The sequence below is a fragment of the Mesorhizobium huakuii genome (genome assembly GCF_030160235.1).
Taxonomy (GTDB): Bacteria; Pseudomonadota; Alphaproteobacteria; order Rhizobiales; family Rhizobiaceae; genus Mesorhizobium; species Mesorhizobium huakuii.
In genome coordinates this window covers 148,439-165,678 of the sequence record NZ_BSNY01000030.1, presented here as the reverse complement: position 1 = coordinate 165,678, position 17,240 = coordinate 148,439, and the positions used below count along the sequence as shown (strand labels likewise).

The following is a 17,240-nucleotide window of genomic DNA, read 5'->3' as shown; positions in this document are numbered from 1 at the left end:
TTATGACCGCCATTGTCATCACCCAGATATTGGACCCGCTCAGGATCCTGCTGGTCGGGATCGCCTATTTCTTCAGCCGGTTGGTCAAGCGGCCGGGCATGGGCTGGCTTGGATTGCTCGCGGCGATTGTGGTGATCGCGGCCGGATTTCCGTTCGTTATCCTCGGCCAGTCCGGCGACATCGCCTGGACGACCGCCGCCATCGGCGTGATATCGAACGCGCTGTTAGCCGCCGCCATGGCCGGGCTGCTGCGGCTCCAGCGGCGGTTTTTCCAACTCTTTGTTTGACGCGCAGGTCTTGGGCTTTTCCCCCACGTCCGTGGGGGCGAGGAACCCAAGCTTTCGTCAGTTGAACCACAGCGCGAAGGTCAAAAACCCGCCGCCGCCGAATTCGCGCTGGATCTGGTCGAAATCCTCGCTGGTCAGGATCTTGCCGCTTTCGAGATAGGGCGCAATCCCAGGGCCGGTGATCGACAGCACGAGGTCGAAAGGCTTCGGCTCGTCGAAGAAGCGCTTCATGTTGATGCCTTTGCCGGTGATGCGGAAATGCGGCAGCAGCGCGCGGCCCTCCAGCAGGTCCTCGGCCATGGTCAAGGTGGCGAGCCAGGCCTGCACCTGCTCCTCACCGACTTCGAGGCCGGTCAGCGGATTCTCGCCCTTCTGCTGCCGGCCGGGCAGCCATTCGCGGTCATTGTCGGTCTCGGCGCGGATCGCCTTCCAGTCCTCGCGCGACAGCCGGATCATTTCGAGCAATTCCTGGCGCGCCGCCTTGCGGCGCTCCGGCTCGACCACCGGCCAGTTGATCATGTGCACCATCGAGATGAAGTCGGCGATGCGCCATTCCGAGGAGAAGATGCTCGAGCCCATCTCGCTGGGCGGCGGCACGAGAATATCCTGCAACGGCAGTTTTGCGCGCGGAAACAGCATGTGGAACGAGCCGTCGAACGTGCTCTTGAAATCATGCGCCAGCCAGAAATCGGCCTGCGCCATCAGGAACTCGGCATAGCCCTGCAGCCAATAGCCGTCGGCGCGGTCGAAACGGAAGGTCAGCGCCGGTGCGGTATCGCCCTGCGAAATGCTGCCGTGCGACAGCGCGGCCATGATGGCCGCCATGCTTTCGCCCGGCGCGATCGTGCCGTCCTCGTTGAGGTCGATGCCGACATGGGTGAGGTCGATGACCATGCCGATATCGGCATCGGCCGGCACCGAGCCCAGCGTCGCGGCGGATTTTGCCAGCCTGTCGCGGAAGGCGACCAAGATGGCGCGGAACTCTTCGTAGGTCAGCGGCTCGGGATTGGGATTGGACGGCACCGGCAGCTGCATCAGCGGCAGCATGAAGGATTGCGGGCTTTCGAAACCGTGGCGGTGCAGGCCGCTGGCAAGCAGTTCAAGCGCGGTGAAGAACTCGCCGGCGCCGGCCGCATAGGCCGAAGCCGGATCTTTCGGCGCGGCGGCCTCGAGCGTCGAGAGCGCGCTGTCGCGCGCGGCCACGGTCTTTGCCTCGAACAGCGCGGTTGCCGCCTCCGGCATGGCGGCACTGGCGGACGACCAGGGTAGAAGCACAATGAAGGCGGATGCCAGCAGGCTAGCAATTCGTGTCATCTTTTCCTCCCAAGCATTTGGCACCGGCGACCATACACAGATTTGCGGCTATTTGCGGTGCCGCGCCCGTCAGTGCCGATGCGCTGTTCACATCGTTGATTGGCGACGGCTTCAACCTGCCCTCTGGACGGTCTAAACAAGGCAAACGATTGGGCGTCGCGTGTCGAACTATCCGCTTTCCTATAAACTGTCCTGGCTGCCGCGTTTCCTGAAGCCGTCGCTTGGCGGTGGCAGCGACGGGTTTGCGCCGATGGCGGCGAGGTTGATCGAGCCGCCGCCGATGCGAAAGGTGCGGCTTGCCTTCATCGGCGACATCTCGGCCGTGGCCAACAGCAGTGCGCCGGTTTGTGATCCGGCGATCAAGGCGCTGCTTGGCACTGCCGATCTGGTGATCGGCAATTGCGAAAGCCCTGTCGTGGACAGGCCGAGCGCGGTGCTCGGCACAAGGCTCGGCACCCATCATGCGATGAGCGCGCGCTTTCTGGCCGAGGCGCTGGCGGCGGTCGGTATCGGGCACGAGAAACTGGTGCTGTCGCTGGCCAACAATCACTTGCTCGACCAGGGCGTCGCCGGTTTCGACGAGACGGTGGCGGCGCTGAGGCGGCTCGGCATCCGCAGCATAGGCCTTGCCGCCGATGGCCCGGTGCAGTCCGTCAAACTCGGACCGCTCAACGTCGGCTTGGCTGCCTTTACGCTGTGGCGCAATGCTGACGAAGACTTGTTTGCCGGGCGCGTTTCGATGGCCAGCGATGCAGAGCGCCGGCCGCGCGTCGATCTTCTCTGCGCGGTGCCGCATTGGGACTGGGAGTTCCGGCATTTTCCACGGGCCGGGACGAAGGCGCTGGCGAGGCGCCTGGCCGGGCAGGGCGTCGGGCTGATCGCCGGCCATCACGCCCATGTGCTGCAGCCGGTGGAGCGGATCGGCGATGCGATCGTCGCCTACGGGCTTGGCGATTTCCTCGGCACCGCGCTCGCCCGCCAGCCATGGCCGGGGCGCATTGGCGGGATTTTCGTGGTCGATGTCAGCGCGGATGAGGGGTCGCGCGGCGCGATTGCGGCTTATCGGATGTATCCGTTCGTACGGCTGCGGAGCGGGGATCATGAGCGGCTGGTGCCGGTGGAGGGATTGGATGGTGCGATGAGGGGGAAAGTCGAGGGGCGGTTGGACGCAATCTTTCCTTAGTGCGGCAAGCGACGAGACGTTGAGGCGCCGTAGTCGATACATCCGACAAAACCAGTTATCATGGACTTGTCGAGGCGACGGGGGTGGCGGTGGAAGCAGCGGATTTCATGCCAGATGAGGCCGTCATCGCCGGCATCCGGAAGAACATCGAGGCCTATGAGGCGGCGCGGGCTTCGGCGGTGCGGCAGGCGCGCTGGCGGGTGCCGCTGTTCGTCGGGCTGGTGCTGGTGGCCGTGGCGGTGATCGCCTGGCTGTTCAACAAGGTCGCCGATCCCCATGAGCAATGGTTCTCGACGCCGCATGTGTTCCTCTATGTCATCGGCTTCGCGGTTTCGATCCTGGTCTACTTCCGGGCCAGAAAGCCGGCCACGCGGCTGCAGCAATCGTTTCGCGAGACGTTGATGCCGATCATCTTCGGCTTCATCGGGGATATGCGCTACCAGCACGATTTGACGCCGAATTCCTTCGACCGGTTGCCGCGCGAGACGGTCGGCGGCGCCAGCATGAGCCGCTTCGACGATATCATATCGGGACGCTATGACGGGTTTGCGTTCGAACTCTACGAAGCTGACCTTTGGGACGGGGCGTCGACCAAAACCAAGGCGACAACCTTCAAGGGCGTCATCGTCGCTTTCGAGGCCATCGAGCCGTTCCCGGGAATACTGGTGGCGACGCGGCGCACCAATGCGGTCATGGGCTTCTTCCGCGGCATGTTCGCCAGCAAGATGCAGGACCTGCCGTCCGGCGTGCCCGAACTTGACGCGGCCTACGAATTCCGCACCGACAATGTCGAGGCAGCGCGGCCGTTGGTGACCGGCCGGCTGGCGCAAGCGCTGAAATGGCTGGGAGAAACCTGGCCCGACGATCCGGCCCGCGTCGCGCTCAACGGCGGCGACGGTTTCCTGCTGCTGCCGCAGGCAAAGAATTTCTTCGAGTTGCCGGAGATTTCGGTGCCGCTCGACTACACCAGGCATGTCGCGCCGATGATCTCCGACATGGGCGCCATGCTGGCAACGGCCTCACTGGTGCGCAAGATCGGGGCGAAGGACGAGATCGGTTGATCGGATCCCGCCGTCAGCAGTCGAAGCCATATTGTTTGCGCGCGGTGTCTGCTTCTTCTTTGGACATTCTCTTGAACATCGCGCAGACGGTGAAGCTGCCAACTTGACGCCCACCGCTTCTATAGCCCCAGTCGGAAATGTCGTCCCTGGTGAATTCTATGGTCTGGCCGAGGACGACATTGTGCACCCCCTCCGGCTGGTTTGCCAGGATGCCGACAAATCCGGCCTCGGTGCGGCGGAATGGGATGACCCAGAAGTGCTCGGTGACGTTGCCGTCGCGCACCTTAACCTTCAGTTTGAACCTGTCTGTCCCAGGGGGAGGAGCCTCGGACAAGGCGAGGAATTCATCCAGTCTGGCGCGCGCCTTGGCGGTAGCCAGAGCCATATCGGGATCGTCGGGAGTAAAGATGACCGTTTTGTCGTCGCCTGGATCCACGCCTTGTGCGCCGGCCAATCCCGGAGCAAACGCGAGCATCAGGGATATCATGGCCCGGACTGCAAGTTTCATCGTGCCTACCCCGTCGCGACTGTTGAAATCATCGCGCATTCATTTCGAATCTGCAACCATAGCGCGAGTTTATCCACCTTTTTGAGATGGCGGTTGAGCTGATCCATGAAACAAGATTTGTATCAACTGAAGATCAGCAGGCTGTTCCGTGATGCAATCCAGGGCGGATTATGGCGGCTGCGTGATGGCCGCGAGGTACCCGCCGCAATCGCCTAAACGATTCTTTTCTTGGACGAACTGCGCGCGTCGAGGCAAACGATACGGCTGCAAATCGCGCCGGCCGCAAGCAATGTGTCAGAATTAAGCCTATGATTTCCTTTGCGAAAAGTCACTCAATGTGATTTGCGGCCAGCAGGCTTTCAGGCCCAGTGTCGGTTCGTTCGGTGCTGTCGTTGCCCAAAGCGGCGGCCCGGAAAAGTGAAACAGCACGGAGTGCTATCGATGAAGAAGACCCTCGCAACCACCGCCGCTCTGCTCGCCTTCCTCGGTACGGCCTATGCCGCTTCCGTTCAGGGCACCATCCAGGCGGTCGATCCGACGACCAAGTCGATTACGCTCGACGACGGCAAGATCTACCAGCTTTCGCCGGAAGCGAAGATCGGCAAACTCAAGGTCGGCGCCAAGGTGGCGGTAACCGTCGATGACAAGACCGGCATGGTCACATCGATCAAGAAGGCTTCGTAGACACGAGCATCATGCGTCGGCAGACCTGCCGACCGAATTTTCGAGACCCTGTTCCAATCCTGGCCGGTTCCTTCGGGGATCGGCCATTTTCATGCTGCTGTTCACTCAGGCCAGCGAGGTGGCGGAATGCTGCCCCGGCGGTGCCCCTATGGTTTTCGCCGGAGAGCCGCGCTATCCCTTGGCCAACGGGGGATACGCATGGCTGACGAACAGAAGGGGTTTCGCCTGTCGCGCCGGCTGGTGCTCGGCGCGACGGTGGTCGGCGGCGCGATGCTGTGGGGCGGAACCACAATGGCGCGGCTGGCGCGCGGGCCTTCGGGGCCGAAGAACGCCGGGCGCATCGCCGATATTGACGGCATTGCCCTGCCGCTGAAGCCGATTGCCAGTCCGCCGGCCTTTGACCCTTCGCTGCCCTGGTCGGCCAAGGGTGGCGACATCAACGATGCCAGCGGCCTGTCGCGGACGCCGGTCTATGGCGTGGTCGAGGTCAGCGAGGAGGACCATGTCGCCAGGGCGTTGGCCTTCGCCCGCGCCAACGGGTTGAAAGTGTCGCTGGCCGCCATCCGCCATTCGATGGGCGGCCATGCCTTCGACGACAATGCGCTGGTGCTCGACCTCAAGAAATTCAACAAGGTCAGCGTTGACGCGGCAGCCAGAACCATGACGCTGCAGCCTGGTGCGCGCTGGCACGACATCCAGAACCTGCTGCATCCGCGCTTCGCGGTGAAGGCGATGCAGTCGACCGACATCTTCTCCGTCGGCGGCTCGCTGTCGGTCAACGCGCATGGCATGGACCACCAGGCAGGCTCGGTTGCCGGCTCGATCCGCTCGATGCGAGTGATGCTGGCCGACGGGTCGGTGACGACCTGCTCGGCCACGGAGAACAGCGAGCTGTTTCGCCATGTCGTCGGCGGCTATGGCCTGTTCGGCGTGGTGGTGGAGGCAACGCTCGATATCGTCGACAACGCCGTCTACCGCACCTCGCGCGAAATCATCAAATCGGACGATTTCCCGAAGTTCTTCGCCGAGGTGCTGGAGCCGAACAAGGATATCGGCCTGTTCTACGGCCATCTGTCGACGGCGCCGGGCAATTTCCTCGAGGACATGATCGTCTACCGCTACGACAAGGTGGCCGACCAGCCGCCGCCCAACCAGCCTGCTATCGGCGAGCCGGGCTCGGTCGGGCTGAAGCGGGTGATCATCAACCTGGCGAAATGGGGCAGCCTGTTCCAGGAGCTGAAGTGGTTCACCGAAAAGACGCTGGAGCCGAAATTCGAGAGCTGCACGGTGGCGCGCACCGCAGCCATGGCGCAGGGCGAGGCCTGCCTCGTCACCCGCAACAACCCGATGCACGATTCGGTGCCGTATCTGTTCAACGATCTGACAGACGAGACCGACATACTGCACGAGTATTTTATTCCACGTGCTGCGTATGTCGAGTTCATCACCGAAGCGCGCGATATCCTGCGCAATCAGTCGTTGCCGGTGCTCAACGCCTCGGTGCGCATCGTCCACAAGGAGGATGTGGCGCTGACCTATGCGCCGGAGCCGGCCTATTCGCTGGTGCTCTACATCAACCAGCCGACCGATGCCGACGGCAATGCGAAGATGCGGGCGCTGACACGGGCGCTGATCGACGTGACGATCAAGCATGGCGGGCGCTTTTTCCTGCCCTACCAGCTGCACTACACGGCCAGGGAATTGCTGGCCTCCTATCCCGAACTGCCGGCCTTCCTGGCGGCGAAGCGGCACTATGACCCGACGGAACTGTTTTCCTCGACCTTCTACCGTGGCATCAAGGCGCTGAGCGGGGTGGCGTAAGCAGGAGACGATCAATGCGCATGGTATCAGCGGCAGCCCTCACTCTCATCGCGCTGTGCGCTGGACCGGCCGGAGCCGAGGACCTCAAGGCCTTCAAGCTGACCATCGACGGCGTGGCGGTCGATATCGATCCGGGTGAGAGCACGACCATTACGCTGCCCGGCGGCAAGCAGAGCAAGGTGACGCTCGAGCGCAACGACTTCGCCACCTTCTCCGGCGACAGCTTCTCCTTCGTCCATCCGAGCGGCATTTCGGTGACCAAGACCGATCTTGGCGAAAACATCACGCAATATCTGATGGCTTCGGCGCTGGGCACGATCGTCGTCGTGCAGGAATATGGCAAGATGAACCCGGTGTCGCTCAACCAGCTGATGCTGCAGGAGATGACCAGGGAATCGGTGCAGGCCGGTGCGGAACTGACGCAGCAGCCGACGACGCGCAAGCTCGCCGACGGCAAGGAGTTGACCGGCATCCGCGCCGAGGTGAAGACGCGCACCGACACAGCGTATTTCGAGATCGTCGGCTATGGGCTTGCCGATCAGGGGCTGTTGTTCGTCACGCGCGTCGGCAGCGAGGACCTGGCCACGGAACAGCCGCTGATCGACAAGTTCTGGGCGAGCCTGAAGGTCAAGATGTAGGGGGCTGTTTTGTCTTGGCGCAATTCCCAAGGGAAAGCGCTCCGCGCTTTTTCCGGGAAAACCGTTTCACACTTTTCCTGGAATTGCTCTAAAGCCCCGTCGGCACCAGGCCGGCCAGCCAGTTCACGGAGCGTTTAGCTGCATCGGTCGTCGCGGAAGCCGCGCGGCCGAGACCGGTCTTGACCACGGCATAGCCGTTCTTCGTGCGGTAGAGCACGCCGGTTCCGCCATCGACCACCTGTTCATAGGCGACGGGCCGGGCAGCGTCCGCGTCGACGGTTGTCGTCGGCGAGCCGACGGGCACGCTCGGCCGATGGCTCAGCTCGGGCGGCAGCGGGCTTTCCGTCCGCACGACCCTGCTGGCGGGCTTGAGTTCCGGGCGGGATGCGGTTGCCGCCAGCTGCGAAGAGGACGACGAACCCTTGGTGCGGCAGATGCCTGACACCAGCGGATAGTTGAAATTGTGCTGGTGCAGGATCTGGCTCTTCATCGCGGCTTCGCATTCGGCGATGGTCGACCACTTGGCCGGCGTCTCGCCGATATATTCGCACAGTTTGGCGTCGCAGTCGCAGCCGACAATGGTCATGGCGACAAGGGCGGTCTTGATCACGGTCTTGTCCCTTCGAGATGCCCCCCGGCAGCCCATTCAGGTGCATGTCGCCTGTCAGGCAACATGCCCATTCCATCGCGCGCGAACAAGGCGGGATTTGGCCGCGATTGTGGAATGAGCATGGCGGCGCGCCTGATCTCGGCCGGGCGTGGCCGAAAGGCCTCAATAGTCGTAGACGTGTTCAAGCTTGGCGCCGGCCTTCATCAGCGAAGGCAGCACCAGATGCAGCTTGCGCACGGCCACGACCATGCCGGTGCGGCGCGTCGAGGGATCGGCCGGCAGCGGATAGCTGAACAGGATGCGCATGCCTTCGGGAACGGCGATCGAGTCGGTCGACAGCGTGGTGACCATGATCTCGTCATTGCCGCCGATCTCGACGAAGGAGACGCCCTTGTCGATCAGCCGCGGGATCATCTCGGTGAAGACCTGATAGCGCCTGGTGACGAAGATGGTGCCGTCGGCGCCGTAATCGCGCTCCAGCAAGGTGTCCGGCTCGTTGCGGGTGGCTTCGCCGACCGGACCCTTGGCCCAGACATGGACATCGAGGAAGGCCGGGTCGGAGGTGGCTGCGAGCGCCTTTTTGATCAGGTCGGCATAGCCCTGCTTGATGGTGTCGGCGAGACCGAAGGCGAGCTTGCGTTCGCTGGTGCGGACGGAACTGTCGCCCGGCGCCGGCTGCACGGCAAACAGCCCGGCGCGCTTTTCGGCATAGGCGAACTGGTACCACGGCACCTGGTCGAGAAAGCCTGCGTATTCGGCCGCCACCTTGGCCTGGTAGATGTCGGCGGCGGTGCGCTTTGCCGATGTCGCTTCGGTGACGCGGCCGACCGTGTTCTCATAGGCCCATTGCAATATGTGCTCGATCGAGTGGCTGGTACCGATGATGACCAGCATCTGGTGGTTGGCATAGTTGAACTTGTAGGGGGAGCTGGCGCGGATCACCGTGGCGTAGTCCTGCCAGAAGCGGCCGACATAGGACCAATAAGGAAAGCCGCTCGGCTGGTCCTTGGCGACGAAGCCGGCATATTCGCGCGCGGCGTAGACGATCGCCCATTCGGGATAGGTGAGGAAGGTCGATTCCTCCGGCCGCTGGTAGCCGGGAATTTCTGCGCGCACCTTGTCGGCCAGCGCCTTGGGTGGCGCGCCATCGGCAATGCCGGGCAGGGGCGTCCTGTCGAGTGACGGCGTCGTCAGGAAACCGTAGCTCAGCCCGACGACCGGGATGAGGATGATGATGACGACCAGCCAGACGATCGTCTTGATGATGCGCTTCAGCCAGCGGAACAGGAACATGGCCGGTCAGGCCGTGGCGAAGTGGTCGTGTATGCGCTTCGACAGCCAGAAGCCGACATAGACGGCGAAGCCGCCGATGACGAGATGCGGCAGGTTGGCGAAGAAGCGGGTGGGGAACTCGATGTCGTTGAGGGAGCGGAAACCGTTGATAAAGATGCCGGCATCGAGGCAGCCGGAGCCGGTGATCAGCCCGAGCACGCCGTCGAACAGATAGACCGATCCGAACAGCTTGAAATAGAACACCGCCTGGCGGTGCGAGATGAAGGCGGCGGCCAGCGCCCAGACGCCGGAGAAGGCATGCAGCAGGTCGTCGTACCATTGCAATGAGAACAGGCCGAACAGATTGCCGTTGGCATCGTTGAACGCCGGTATGTAGCCGATGGCGACGACGCCGAAGAACAGGAAAGCATAGGCAACGGCAAGCTTTTGGATCAGCGTCATGAAGTATCCCCCTTCAATTGCCGTCGAACGTTAGCTGATTTTGCCGCCGGTTGCAGCCCCAAGCGGAAACACCGTAAAAATTGTGCGGGATGGAGAAACGACAGTCGGCGCCGGGATTTCTCCCAGCGCCTCCCTGTCAGATCAGGACACGGTCGCGGCAGCAACTTCCGCAAAGTCGTCGCGCCATGCCGGCCTTGATTTTGACGGTCCTGCCAGCCACCACCCGAAGGCGGCGTCCGTTCCAGACCACGCTGGTCTTGGCCCTTGCGGGCTTTGCCCTGCGTGCCATCGAAGGTTTTTGCCGTCCTTCATGGCAGCATCGGTCCGCCGTCGGCGTTGGCACGCTTTCCGCGGCCCCGTAGGTCTCGGCTACCGTCCCTCGAAACAGGCAAGCCTGCTCTCGCTCCGGGCCGTACGGGCCTCAGGAAATCCGCCTTTCACTTTCGCCTTTCGGCTTGGCGATCGGTAGCCGCCTGAGATGGGTTCAACGTACGCCGGGTAAGGGTCCTGGGGAATGGCCCCGGGCCTGTGGATAGCGGGATTATCGGGGACCGTTTGCCGGGAGCCCCGGGAACTTCGGCGCCCGCTGCCTTAGACAGCCTGCCCTCCTTTTCGACGTTGCTATCGACAGCGCCCCTTGCTCCGCCGACAGGCGCGGGCTTCAATGCCGGCAAACGATCGGACATGGATGTCCGGCGCCGGGGAGGGCGAGTCTTTGAAAGTCGGGGTGGTTCTCAATCCGATAGCCGGTGGCGGCCGGCTGAAGCGGCATTGGCCTGAAGTCGCAGCTTCGCTGAAAAAGCACTTCGGCGACTTCGAGCTGCGCGAGACGCAAGCCGAGGGCGACGCCGAACGGCTGGCCATCGACCTCGCCGCCACCGGCTTTGACCTGGTGATCGCGGCCGGCGGTGATGGCACCGCCAGCGAAGTGGCCGACGGGCTGCTGCAGGCGTTCGAAGAGAGTGGCAGGACGACCGAGCTTGGCCTGCTTCCTTGCGGTACAGGCATCGATTTCGCACGCGGTCTTGGCCTGCCGAAAGCGGTGGACGCGACCTTGAAGCGGATTGCCGGGGCAGAGGGCCGCAAGGTCGATGCCGGCCGCATCTGCTACATCGACGACCATGGCGCGCTGGCCAGCCGCCACTTCATCAACATCGCCAGCCTCGGCCTGTCGGGCGCCACCGACCGCGCCGTCAATGCCGACAAGCGCAAGGGCAAGATGTCGGCCAAGGCGCTGTTCCTGTGGCGCACCGTGGTCGAGTTCATCCGCTACCGCTTCCAGCATGTGCGGATCACCGTCGACGACGGCGCACCGGTCGAGGCACGCATGGCGCTGGTGGCGGTGGCCAACGGCAAATTCTTCGGCGGCGGCATGATGATCGCGCCGGATGCCGAACTGACCGACGGGCAATTCGACATCGTCATCCTGCGCGCGGCTGGCAAGCTGAAGCTGATCTGGGACATCCGCCTGCTCTATGGCGGACGGCACCGCAACCATCCGGCAATCACCATCCTGCGTGGCAAGAAAGTGGTTGTCGAACCGCTCGGCGATGTGGAAAAGAACGGCGCGTTGGTCGACATAGACGGTGAGTCGCCCGGACGCATACCGGCGACCTTCGAGATCCTGCCTGGCGCGCTGACGCTCAGATATTGAATCAAGGCGTTGCCAGATTGATTCAAGTCTTTTCGAAACTGAATCCGGCTACCGATTCAAGCAGGTGAAATTGCTTGGTTTTCCGGTCTCCGGTCAGATTTCCAGTCTGGCAGGAAAACCGGGCGCACGCAGGTCGGTGCCGACGGCATCCTCGAGCAATTTGACGATCTGGGTCGACCAGGCGCCGCCGCCATAGGCCGCCTTGCCCTGTTCGAAAATCGCGTTGACTCGGGATGCCAGCTCCAGCGGCACGCCGAACTCCTTGCCCATGCCCAACGCGAAGCCGAGGTCCTTCAGCGCCAGGTCCATGGTGAAGCCGATGTCGTAGGAGCCGTTGAGGACGAGCTGGCTTTCGGTCTCGTGGACGAAGCTGTTGCCGGAGGAGGCAACGATGGCGTGGTAGGATTGGGCGAGGTCGAGCCCGCCCTGCTTGGCCAGCATCAACGCCTCGCCGGCGGCGACGAGGTGGATGAAGGCCAGCATGTTGGTGATCACCTTGATCACCGCCGCCGAGCCGACTGGCCCCATCAGGAAGGAGCGCGCGCACATCGCTTCGATGGCCGCGCGATGGCGTTCGTAGAGGGTGGCATCGCCGCCGACCAGGGCGGTGATTTTGCCGACCGCCGCCAGGTGCACGCCGCCGGTGACCGGGCACTCCAGCGTCTCGACGCCCTTGGCCGAAGCGAGGGCGGCAAGCCGCACGATCTCGTCGCGGCCATTGGTCGACATCTCGATCCAGGTGCCGCCCTTCGGCAAACCTTCCAGCAAGCCGCTAGGTCCGGCCAGAACGGCCTCGCTGATCTTCGGCGAGGGCAGGCAGGTGATGGCGTTGCCGGCCCGCGCCGCTGCCTCGGCAGGGCTGTCGGCAGCGGTGGCACCGAGCGCCACGAGGCGCTCGACGGCGGCCGGGTCGCGATCGAAGACGGCGACGGCAAAGCCATTGCGGATCAGGCTGGCGGCAAGGTTGCCGCCGAGATGGCCGAGGCCGATGAAGGCGTAGCTCTCGCTCACGGCATCAACGGGGTCTGCATCATCTGCAGATGCAAATCCTTGCCGGTGTACGGGTGCGCATCGCAAACCGCCTCGTCGAGTTCGACACCCAGCCCGGGTTCCTTCGAGGGGATGACGTTGCCGTCCTGCCACTCGATCTTCTTCTTCAGGAGCGTGGCGTGGAAACCGTTCCACTGTTTCAGCGATTCCAGGATGAGGAAGTTGGGCAGCGTCACCGCCAGCTGGATGTTGGCGGCGCCGACGATCGGCCCGCAATAGCAGTGCGGCGCGACCTGGATGTGATAGGCCTCGGCCATGGCGGCGATCTTCTTGGTTTCGAGGATGCCGCCGGAGCGGCCGAGATCCGGCTGCAATATGGTCGCGGCGCGGTTTTCGATGACGCGTGCGAATTCGAACTTGGTCGTCAGCCGCTCGCCGGTGGCGATCGGGATCGACGTGCCCCGGGCGACCTGCGCCATCACTTCGGGCATGTCGGGCGGCACCGGTTCCTCGAACCACAGGGGATCGTAGGGCTCGATGGCGCGTGCCATGCGCAGCGCTCCTGATGCGGTGAACTGGCCGTGCGTGCCGAACAGTATGTCGGCGCGGTTGCCGACCGCTTCGCGGATCGCCTTGATCATGCGGGTGGAGACGTCGATGTCGGTGAGGCGCGGCTGGTGGCCGTCGAAGGCGGTATAGGGACCGGCCGGGTCGAGCTTGACGGCATTGAAGCCCTGCTCGACATATTCGAGCGCGCAGGCCGCCGCCATTTCGGGGTCGTTGTAGACGTTCCTGCCATCCGGCGCGTCCTCGGAATGGACGCTGCCGGTGTGCGGGTAGAGGTAGGTGTAGGAGCGTAGCGTCTCATGCACCTGGCCGCCGAGCAGCTTGTAGACCGGCTTGTTCGCCTCCTTGCCGATAATGTCCCAGCAGGCCATTTCGAGCGCCGAGAAACAGCCCATCCCGGAAACATCGGGGCGCTGGGTGAAGCCGGAGGAATAGGCGCGGCGGAAGAAATTCTCGATATCGTGCGGATCGCGGCCGACGAGGTAGCGCTCGGCCATGTCCTCGACCATCTTCGCCGTCACATGGGCGGAGAAGGTGGCGTTGTAGGCCTCGCCATAACCGACCACGCCGCCATCGGTGGTGAGCTTGACGAAGATGAAATACTTGCCGCCGATGCCGGGCGGCGGGTTGCCGACAACCCAGGTCTTGACGTCGGTGATCTTCATTTTTGGTCCTCCAGAACCAGTTCGGCGCCCTTCCACCCGGTCATGACCGAAGCGGCGTTGGTGTTGCCGGTGATGTTGTCGGGAAAGATGGAGGCGTCGATGACGCGCAAGCCTTCAAGCCCATGCACTTTGAGGCGCGGATCGACGACGGAGCGCGCGGGATCAGGCCCCATGCGGCAGGTCGAGACCGGGTGATAGACGGTGCCGGAGCGCTTCCTGAAATCGGTGATCAGGTCGGCGTCGGACTGGATCGACGGGCCGGGCAGGACCTCTTCCCTGATGATTTCGGCGATGGCCGGCATCGAGGCGATCTTGCGCACGAACTTCACCGCCGCCAGCATCTCCTCGACATCGGCATTGGTGGAATAGGCATTGGCGGTGATCTTCGGATACTCCAGCGCATTGCTGGAGCGGATCATGATCTCGCCCCGGCTCGACGGGCGGCAATTGGACAGGCCGATGGAGAAGCCCGGCCATGGGTCGGGCGTCAGGATTGGCCGCTCACCGCTTTTCGGGATGACGGTCGAGAAGGCCTGGAAATAGAGCTGCATGTTGGGGCGCGAAAACGCCGGGTCGGTGCGGAAGAAACCGCCGCCATGGTTCATCGACAGCGACAGCGGGCCTGAACGGGTGAGGATGTACTGCATGCCGACCAGCAGCTTGCCCCACCAGGGGCGCAGGATCTGGTTGAGCGTCGGCACCTTGCCCTTGAAGGTGTAGTTGATGCCGACATGGTCCTGCAGGTTGGCGCCGACATTCTCGTTGGCCTGGATGAGCGGGATGCCTAGCCCTTTCAGAAGTGCCGAGGGGCCGACACCGGATAATTGCAGCAGCTGCGGCGAGTTGATCGAGCCGGCGGAGAGAATGATTTCGCGGCCCGCGCGGGCGGTCTTGGTCTGGCCGTTCTGCAGATATTCGACGCCGACGGCGCGCTTGCCTTCAAACAGGATGCGGCTGGCCAGTGCATTCGTCTCGACGCGGACATTGCCGCGTTTCATCGCCGGGCGCAGGAAGGCGCGCGCGGCGGACATGCGGCGGCCGTTCTTGGTCGATATCTGGTAGGTGCCGACGCCTTCCTGGGCAGCGCCATTGAAATCGGGATTGAGCGGCAGGCCGGCCTGCTGGCCGGCGGCGAGATAGCGCTTTGTCAGCGGGTGGACGGCGTTGGCCGTGTCGCTGATGTGCAGGGGACCGCCTGTACCGCGCCATCTGTCGGCGCCGGCCTCATTGTCCTCGAGCGCCTTGAAGATCGGCAACAGTTCGTCATAGCCCCAGCCGGGATTGCCGGCGGCGCGCCAGTCGTCGAAATCCTCGCGCGCGCCCCGGATCCACACCATGGCGTTGATCGAGCTCGAGCCGCCGAGCAGCTTGCCGCGCGGCCAGTGGTCGACATTGCCGCCGAGACCGGGATCGGCTTCGGTCTTGTAGTTCCAGTTGACGGCGGGGTCGAAGAAGGTCTTGCCGTAGCCGAGCGGCATCTGCACGTAGAAGCGCCGGTCCGTGCCGCCGGCTTCCAGCACCAGCACAGAAAAGCGGCCCGAAGCCGACAGTCTGTCGGCGAGCACCGAGCCGGCCGAGCCGGAGCCGACGATGATGAAGTCAAAGATCTGCATGATGGAAACAGGCGGCTCCGGAAATCTGGCCGCAGCCTAGACGCGACGGGTTCGCCGCGTCGCAGCGCCTTCCGGCATGCGTTGTGAAAAAAGCGACTGGGATGCGAGGTCGAGTGGCGGGGAATACCGACAATGGCGCTTGATATGCATGGGGTCGACAGCTTATGCGAGGGCATTATCATTATTTGGGCGCATGATTTTTTCCGAAAAGTCTGCAACTTTTCGGAATCATGCTCTGGCCAAATCTGCGGAAGGCAGGAAATCATATGCGGACCCTGTCGGATGCGTTCATTCCCGAGCTGCCGGGTTACTACAAGGGCAAGGTCCGCGAGAATTACGATCTGGCGGACGGGCGGCGCATCATCATCGCCACAGATCGTCTCAGCGCCTTCGACATCATCCTGACCTCGATCCCGTTCAAGGGCGAGATCCTGACCCAGACGGCGCGCTACTGGTTCGAGGAGACCGCCGATATCTGCCCGAACCATGTGCTCGAATATCCCGACCCCAACGTCGTCGTCGGCACGAGGCTCGACATCCTGCCGGTCGAGATCGTCGTGCGCGGCTATCTGGCTGGCACCACCAGCACGTCGATCCTGACTCGCTACAAGCGGGGCGAACGGGAGATGTACGGGATGCGCCTGCCGGAAGGCCTTCGCGACAACGAGAAGCTGGCCGAGCCCGTCATCACGCCGACGAGCAAGGCCGCGGATGGCGGCCATGACGAGCCGCTGTCGAGGGCGGAGATCCTCGAACAGGGCCTGCTCACGCAGGCGCAATGGGACACCGTCTCGGATTACGCCTTGAAGCTGTTCGCCCGCGGCCAGGCGCGCGCCGCCGAGCGCGGCCTGATCCTCGCCGACACGAAATACGAATTCGGCACCGACAAGAACGGCACCATCATCCTGGCCGACGAAATCCATACGCCCGACAGCAGTCGCTATTGGATCGCGGCAAGCTACCAACAGGCCTTGGCAAACGGCACGCGGCCGGACAGCTTCGACAAGGATTTCATTCGCTCCTGGGTGGCGGCGCGCTGCGATCCCTACAAGGACCCGATACCCAGGATTCCCGACGAGATCGTCGAACAGGCCTCGCGCATCTATGCCCAGGCCTACGAGGCGATCACCGGCAAGGCATTCGTTCCCGACCTTTCCGGGGATACGGTTCTCGATCGCATCCGTTCGAACCTGGCGCGCTTCTTCCAGCGGCCAGGCGAAGCTTTGCCCGGGGCGCGTTGACGCGTCCGCGCCATGACGCTACGGGATCGAGGGCAGCCGATCTCAAGCCATCGACCTCAAGGGATTTCTCGCATGGTGCACTACGCGGACGGACGGCCGATCGGAGACCTGACGCTGCGCACGTTGGCCATGCCTTCGGACGCCAATGCGGCCGGCGACATCTTTGGTGGCTGGGTGATGGCGCAGATGGACCTTGCCTGCGGCATCCGCGCCGCCGAGCGCGCCAGGGGCCGCGTGGTGACGGCGGCGGTCAAGGAGATGTCCTTTGCCAAGCCGATGAAGATCGGCGACACGCTGTGCATCTACACCCATGTCGAACGCGTCGGCCGCACCTCGATGACGCTCAAGGTCGAAGCCTGGGCGCAGCGCTATCTCTCTGACCTCATGGAAAAAGTCACCCACGCCGATTTCGTCATGGTGGCATTGGACGGCGAAGGCAAGCCGAAGGCCGTTCCGGCCGAGGGTTGACGAAAGCCCGCTTCCCACGCCTCGTTCTCCCAGAACAGGGCAATTGTAACATCGCCCGTTCCGGCGATGCGCTCTGCGACATTCAATGGTTGCCTTCACGCCCGATTGTGCCGGCGTTGGGGGAAAGACAATGCGTCAACACATACTGAACAGCTGGCTCGTGGCAGCCCTTGTCGCCCTGGTCTGCCTGCTCGGCGTAACC

The 17,240-nt window shown here is 63.4% G+C and carries 17 protein-coding genes; 9 read left to right on the top strand and 8 right to left on the bottom strand.

What is annotated here, in order from left to right:
• Positions 1-2: 2 nt before the first annotated feature.
• The gene (locus tag QQK95_RS16690) at positions 3-287 is read left to right on the top strand and encodes a hypothetical protein (RefSeq protein WP_284274585.1); all 285 of its coding nucleotides are present in this window, start codon (positions 3-5) and stop codon (positions 285-287) included.
• Between the two features lie 57 nt (positions 288-344).
• Here QQK95_RS16690 and QQK95_RS16685 read toward each other — a convergent pair whose 3' ends face one another.
• Positions 345-1,601 (bottom strand): hypothetical protein, encoded by a 1,257-nt coding sequence (locus tag QQK95_RS16685; RefSeq protein ID WP_284274583.1) that lies wholly within the window; start codon positions 1,599-1,601, stop codon positions 345-347.
• A gap of 160 nt (positions 1,602-1,761) precedes the next feature.
• On the opposite strand from QQK95_RS16685, the gene QQK95_RS16680 reads away from it, so the two are divergent.
• Positions 1,762-2,784 (top strand): CapA family protein, encoded by a 1,023-nt coding sequence (locus QQK95_RS16680; RefSeq protein WP_284274582.1) that lies wholly within the window; start codon positions 1,762-1,764, stop codon positions 2,782-2,784.
• Between the two features lie 107 nt (positions 2,785-2,891).
• Positions 2,892-3,845 carry a hypothetical protein gene (locus tag QQK95_RS16675; RefSeq protein ID WP_284274580.1) on the top strand — a complete coding sequence of 318 codons (954 nt, stop codon included), beginning with the start codon at positions 2,892-2,894 and terminating at the stop codon, positions 3,843-3,845.
• A gap of 13 nt (positions 3,846-3,858) precedes the next feature.
• On the opposite strand, the gene QQK95_RS16670 is transcribed toward QQK95_RS16675, so the two are convergent.
• Entirely contained in the window at positions 3,859-4,353 is a 495-nt protein-coding gene (locus QQK95_RS16670; RefSeq protein WP_284274922.1) for a YegJ family protein, read from the bottom strand.
• A 441-nt stretch (positions 4,354-4,794) separates the two neighbouring features.
• Here QQK95_RS16670 and QQK95_RS16665 point away from each other — a divergent pair, with 441 nt between their 5' ends.
• From QQK95_RS16665 to QQK95_RS16655, 3 genes are all read left to right on the top strand, one after another.
• Positions 4,795-5,037 (top strand): DUF1344 domain-containing protein, encoded by a 243-nt coding sequence (locus QQK95_RS16665; RefSeq protein WP_027047290.1) that lies wholly within the window; start codon positions 4,795-4,797, stop codon positions 5,035-5,037.
• 198 nt (positions 5,038-5,235) lie between these two features.
• Complete coding sequence (locus QQK95_RS16660) at positions 5,236-6,858, top strand: FAD-binding oxidoreductase (protein ID WP_284274576.1); 1,623 nt, start codon at positions 5,236-5,238, stop codon at positions 6,856-6,858.
• Between the two features lie 14 nt (positions 6,859-6,872).
• A complete protein-coding gene (locus QQK95_RS16655; protein ID WP_284274573.1) occupies positions 6,873-7,496 on the top strand; it encodes a hypothetical protein in 624 nt (207 codons plus the stop codon).
• Positions 7,497-7,584: 88 nt separating this feature from the next.
• Here QQK95_RS16655 and QQK95_RS16650 read toward each other — a convergent pair whose 3' ends face one another.
• The 3 genes from QQK95_RS16650 to QQK95_RS16640 form a co-directional block, all read right to left on the bottom strand.
• Positions 7,585-8,106 (bottom strand): hypothetical protein, encoded by a 522-nt coding sequence (locus QQK95_RS16650; RefSeq protein ID WP_284274572.1) that lies wholly within the window; start codon positions 8,104-8,106, stop codon positions 7,585-7,587.
• Positions 8,107-8,268: 162 nt separating this feature from the next.
• A complete protein-coding gene (locus QQK95_RS16645) occupies positions 8,269-9,399 on the bottom strand; it encodes a hypothetical protein (protein ID WP_284274571.1) in 1,131 nt (376 codons plus the stop codon).
• Between the two features lie 6 nt (positions 9,400-9,405).
• Positions 9,406-9,840 carry a hypothetical protein gene (locus tag QQK95_RS16640; protein ID WP_284274570.1) on the bottom strand — a complete coding sequence of 145 codons (435 nt, stop codon included), beginning with the start codon at positions 9,838-9,840 and terminating at the stop codon, positions 9,406-9,408.
• 715 nt (positions 9,841-10,555) lie between these two features.
• Between QQK95_RS16640 and QQK95_RS16635 the strand changes: the two genes are divergently transcribed.
• On the top strand, positions 10,556-11,494 hold the full coding sequence (locus QQK95_RS16635) for a diacylglycerol/lipid kinase family protein (RefSeq protein ID WP_284274568.1): 939 nt from the start codon (positions 10,556-10,558) through the stop codon (positions 11,492-11,494).
• Positions 11,495-11,587: 93 nt separating this feature from the next.
• On the opposite strand, the gene QQK95_RS16630 is transcribed toward QQK95_RS16635, so the two are convergent.
• The 3 genes from QQK95_RS16630 to QQK95_RS16620 are packed head-to-tail and all read right to left on the bottom strand — an operon-like array spanning position 11,588 to position 15,329.
• Complete coding sequence (locus QQK95_RS16630; protein WP_284274566.1) at positions 11,588-12,505, bottom strand: NAD(P)-dependent oxidoreductase; 918 nt, start codon at positions 12,503-12,505, stop codon at positions 11,588-11,590.
• On the bottom strand, positions 12,502-13,716 hold the full coding sequence (locus QQK95_RS16625) for a mandelate racemase/muconate lactonizing enzyme family protein (protein WP_284274563.1): 1,215 nt from the start codon (positions 13,714-13,716) through the stop codon (positions 12,502-12,504). The genes QQK95_RS16630 and QQK95_RS16625 overlap by 4 nt, the downstream gene beginning before the upstream one ends.
• Positions 13,713-15,329 (bottom strand): GMC family oxidoreductase, encoded by a 1,617-nt coding sequence (locus tag QQK95_RS16620; RefSeq protein WP_284274561.1) that lies wholly within the window; start codon positions 15,327-15,329, stop codon positions 13,713-13,715. Before QQK95_RS16620 ends, QQK95_RS16625 begins: the two co-directional genes overlap by 4 nt.
• Positions 15,330-15,595: 266 nt before the next feature.
• Here QQK95_RS16620 and QQK95_RS16615 point away from each other — a divergent pair, with 266 nt between their 5' ends.
• Both QQK95_RS16615 and QQK95_RS16610 read left to right on the top strand, forming a co-directional pair.
• The gene (locus tag QQK95_RS16615; RefSeq protein ID WP_284274559.1) at positions 15,596-16,570 is read left to right on the top strand and encodes a phosphoribosylaminoimidazolesuccinocarboxamide synthase; all 975 of its coding nucleotides are present in this window, start codon (positions 15,596-15,598) and stop codon (positions 16,568-16,570) included.
• A gap of 72 nt (positions 16,571-16,642) precedes the next feature.
• Positions 16,643-17,038: an acyl-CoA thioesterase gene (locus QQK95_RS16610; RefSeq protein WP_010911043.1), complete on the top strand. Its 396-nt coding sequence runs from the start codon at positions 16,643-16,645 to the stop codon at positions 17,036-17,038.
• Positions 17,039-17,240: the final 202 nt, after the last annotated feature.

Bases quoted from the DNA above. Each gene is read 5' to 3' on its own strand.
- QQK95_RS16690 (WP_284274585.1), top strand. From the start codon at position 3: ATGACCGCCATTGTCATCACCCAGATATTGGACCCGCTCAGGATCCTG.
- QQK95_RS16685 (WP_284274583.1), bottom strand. From the start codon at position 1,601: ATGACACGAATTGCTAGCCTGCTGGCATCCGCCTTCATTGTGCTTCTA.
- QQK95_RS16675 (WP_284274580.1), top strand. From the start codon at position 2,892: ATGCCAGATGAGGCCGTCATCGCCGGCATCCGGAAGAACATCGAGGCC.
- QQK95_RS16670 (WP_284274922.1), bottom strand. From the start codon at position 4,353: ATGAAACTTGCAGTCCGGGCCATGATATCCCTGATGCTCGCGTTTGCT.
- QQK95_RS16665 (WP_027047290.1), top strand. From the start codon at position 4,795: ATGAAGAAGACCCTCGCAACCACCGCCGCTCTGCTCGCCTTCCTCGGT.
- QQK95_RS16660 (WP_284274576.1), top strand. From the start codon at position 5,236: ATGGCTGACGAACAGAAGGGGTTTCGCCTGTCGCGCCGGCTGGTGCTC.
- QQK95_RS16655 (WP_284274573.1), top strand. From the start codon at position 6,873: ATGCGCATGGTATCAGCGGCAGCCCTCACTCTCATCGCGCTGTGCGCT.
- QQK95_RS16645 (WP_284274571.1), bottom strand. From the start codon at position 9,399: ATGTTCCTGTTCCGCTGGCTGAAGCGCATCATCAAGACGATCGTCTGG.
- QQK95_RS16640 (WP_284274570.1), bottom strand. From the start codon at position 9,840: ATGACGCTGATCCAAAAGCTTGCCGTTGCCTATGCTTTCCTGTTCTTC.
- QQK95_RS16625 (WP_284274563.1), bottom strand. From the start codon at position 13,716: ATGAAGATCACCGACGTCAAGACCTGGGTTGTCGGCAACCCGCCGCCC.
- QQK95_RS16620 (WP_284274561.1), bottom strand. From the start codon at position 15,329: ATGCAGATCTTTGACTTCATCATCGTCGGCTCCGGCTCGGCCGGCTCG.
- QQK95_RS16615 (WP_284274559.1), top strand. From the start codon at position 15,596: ATGCGGACCCTGTCGGATGCGTTCATTCCCGAGCTGCCGGGTTACTAC.
- QQK95_RS16610 (WP_010911043.1), top strand. From the start codon at position 16,643: ATGGTGCACTACGCGGACGGACGGCCGATCGGAGACCTGACGCTGCGC.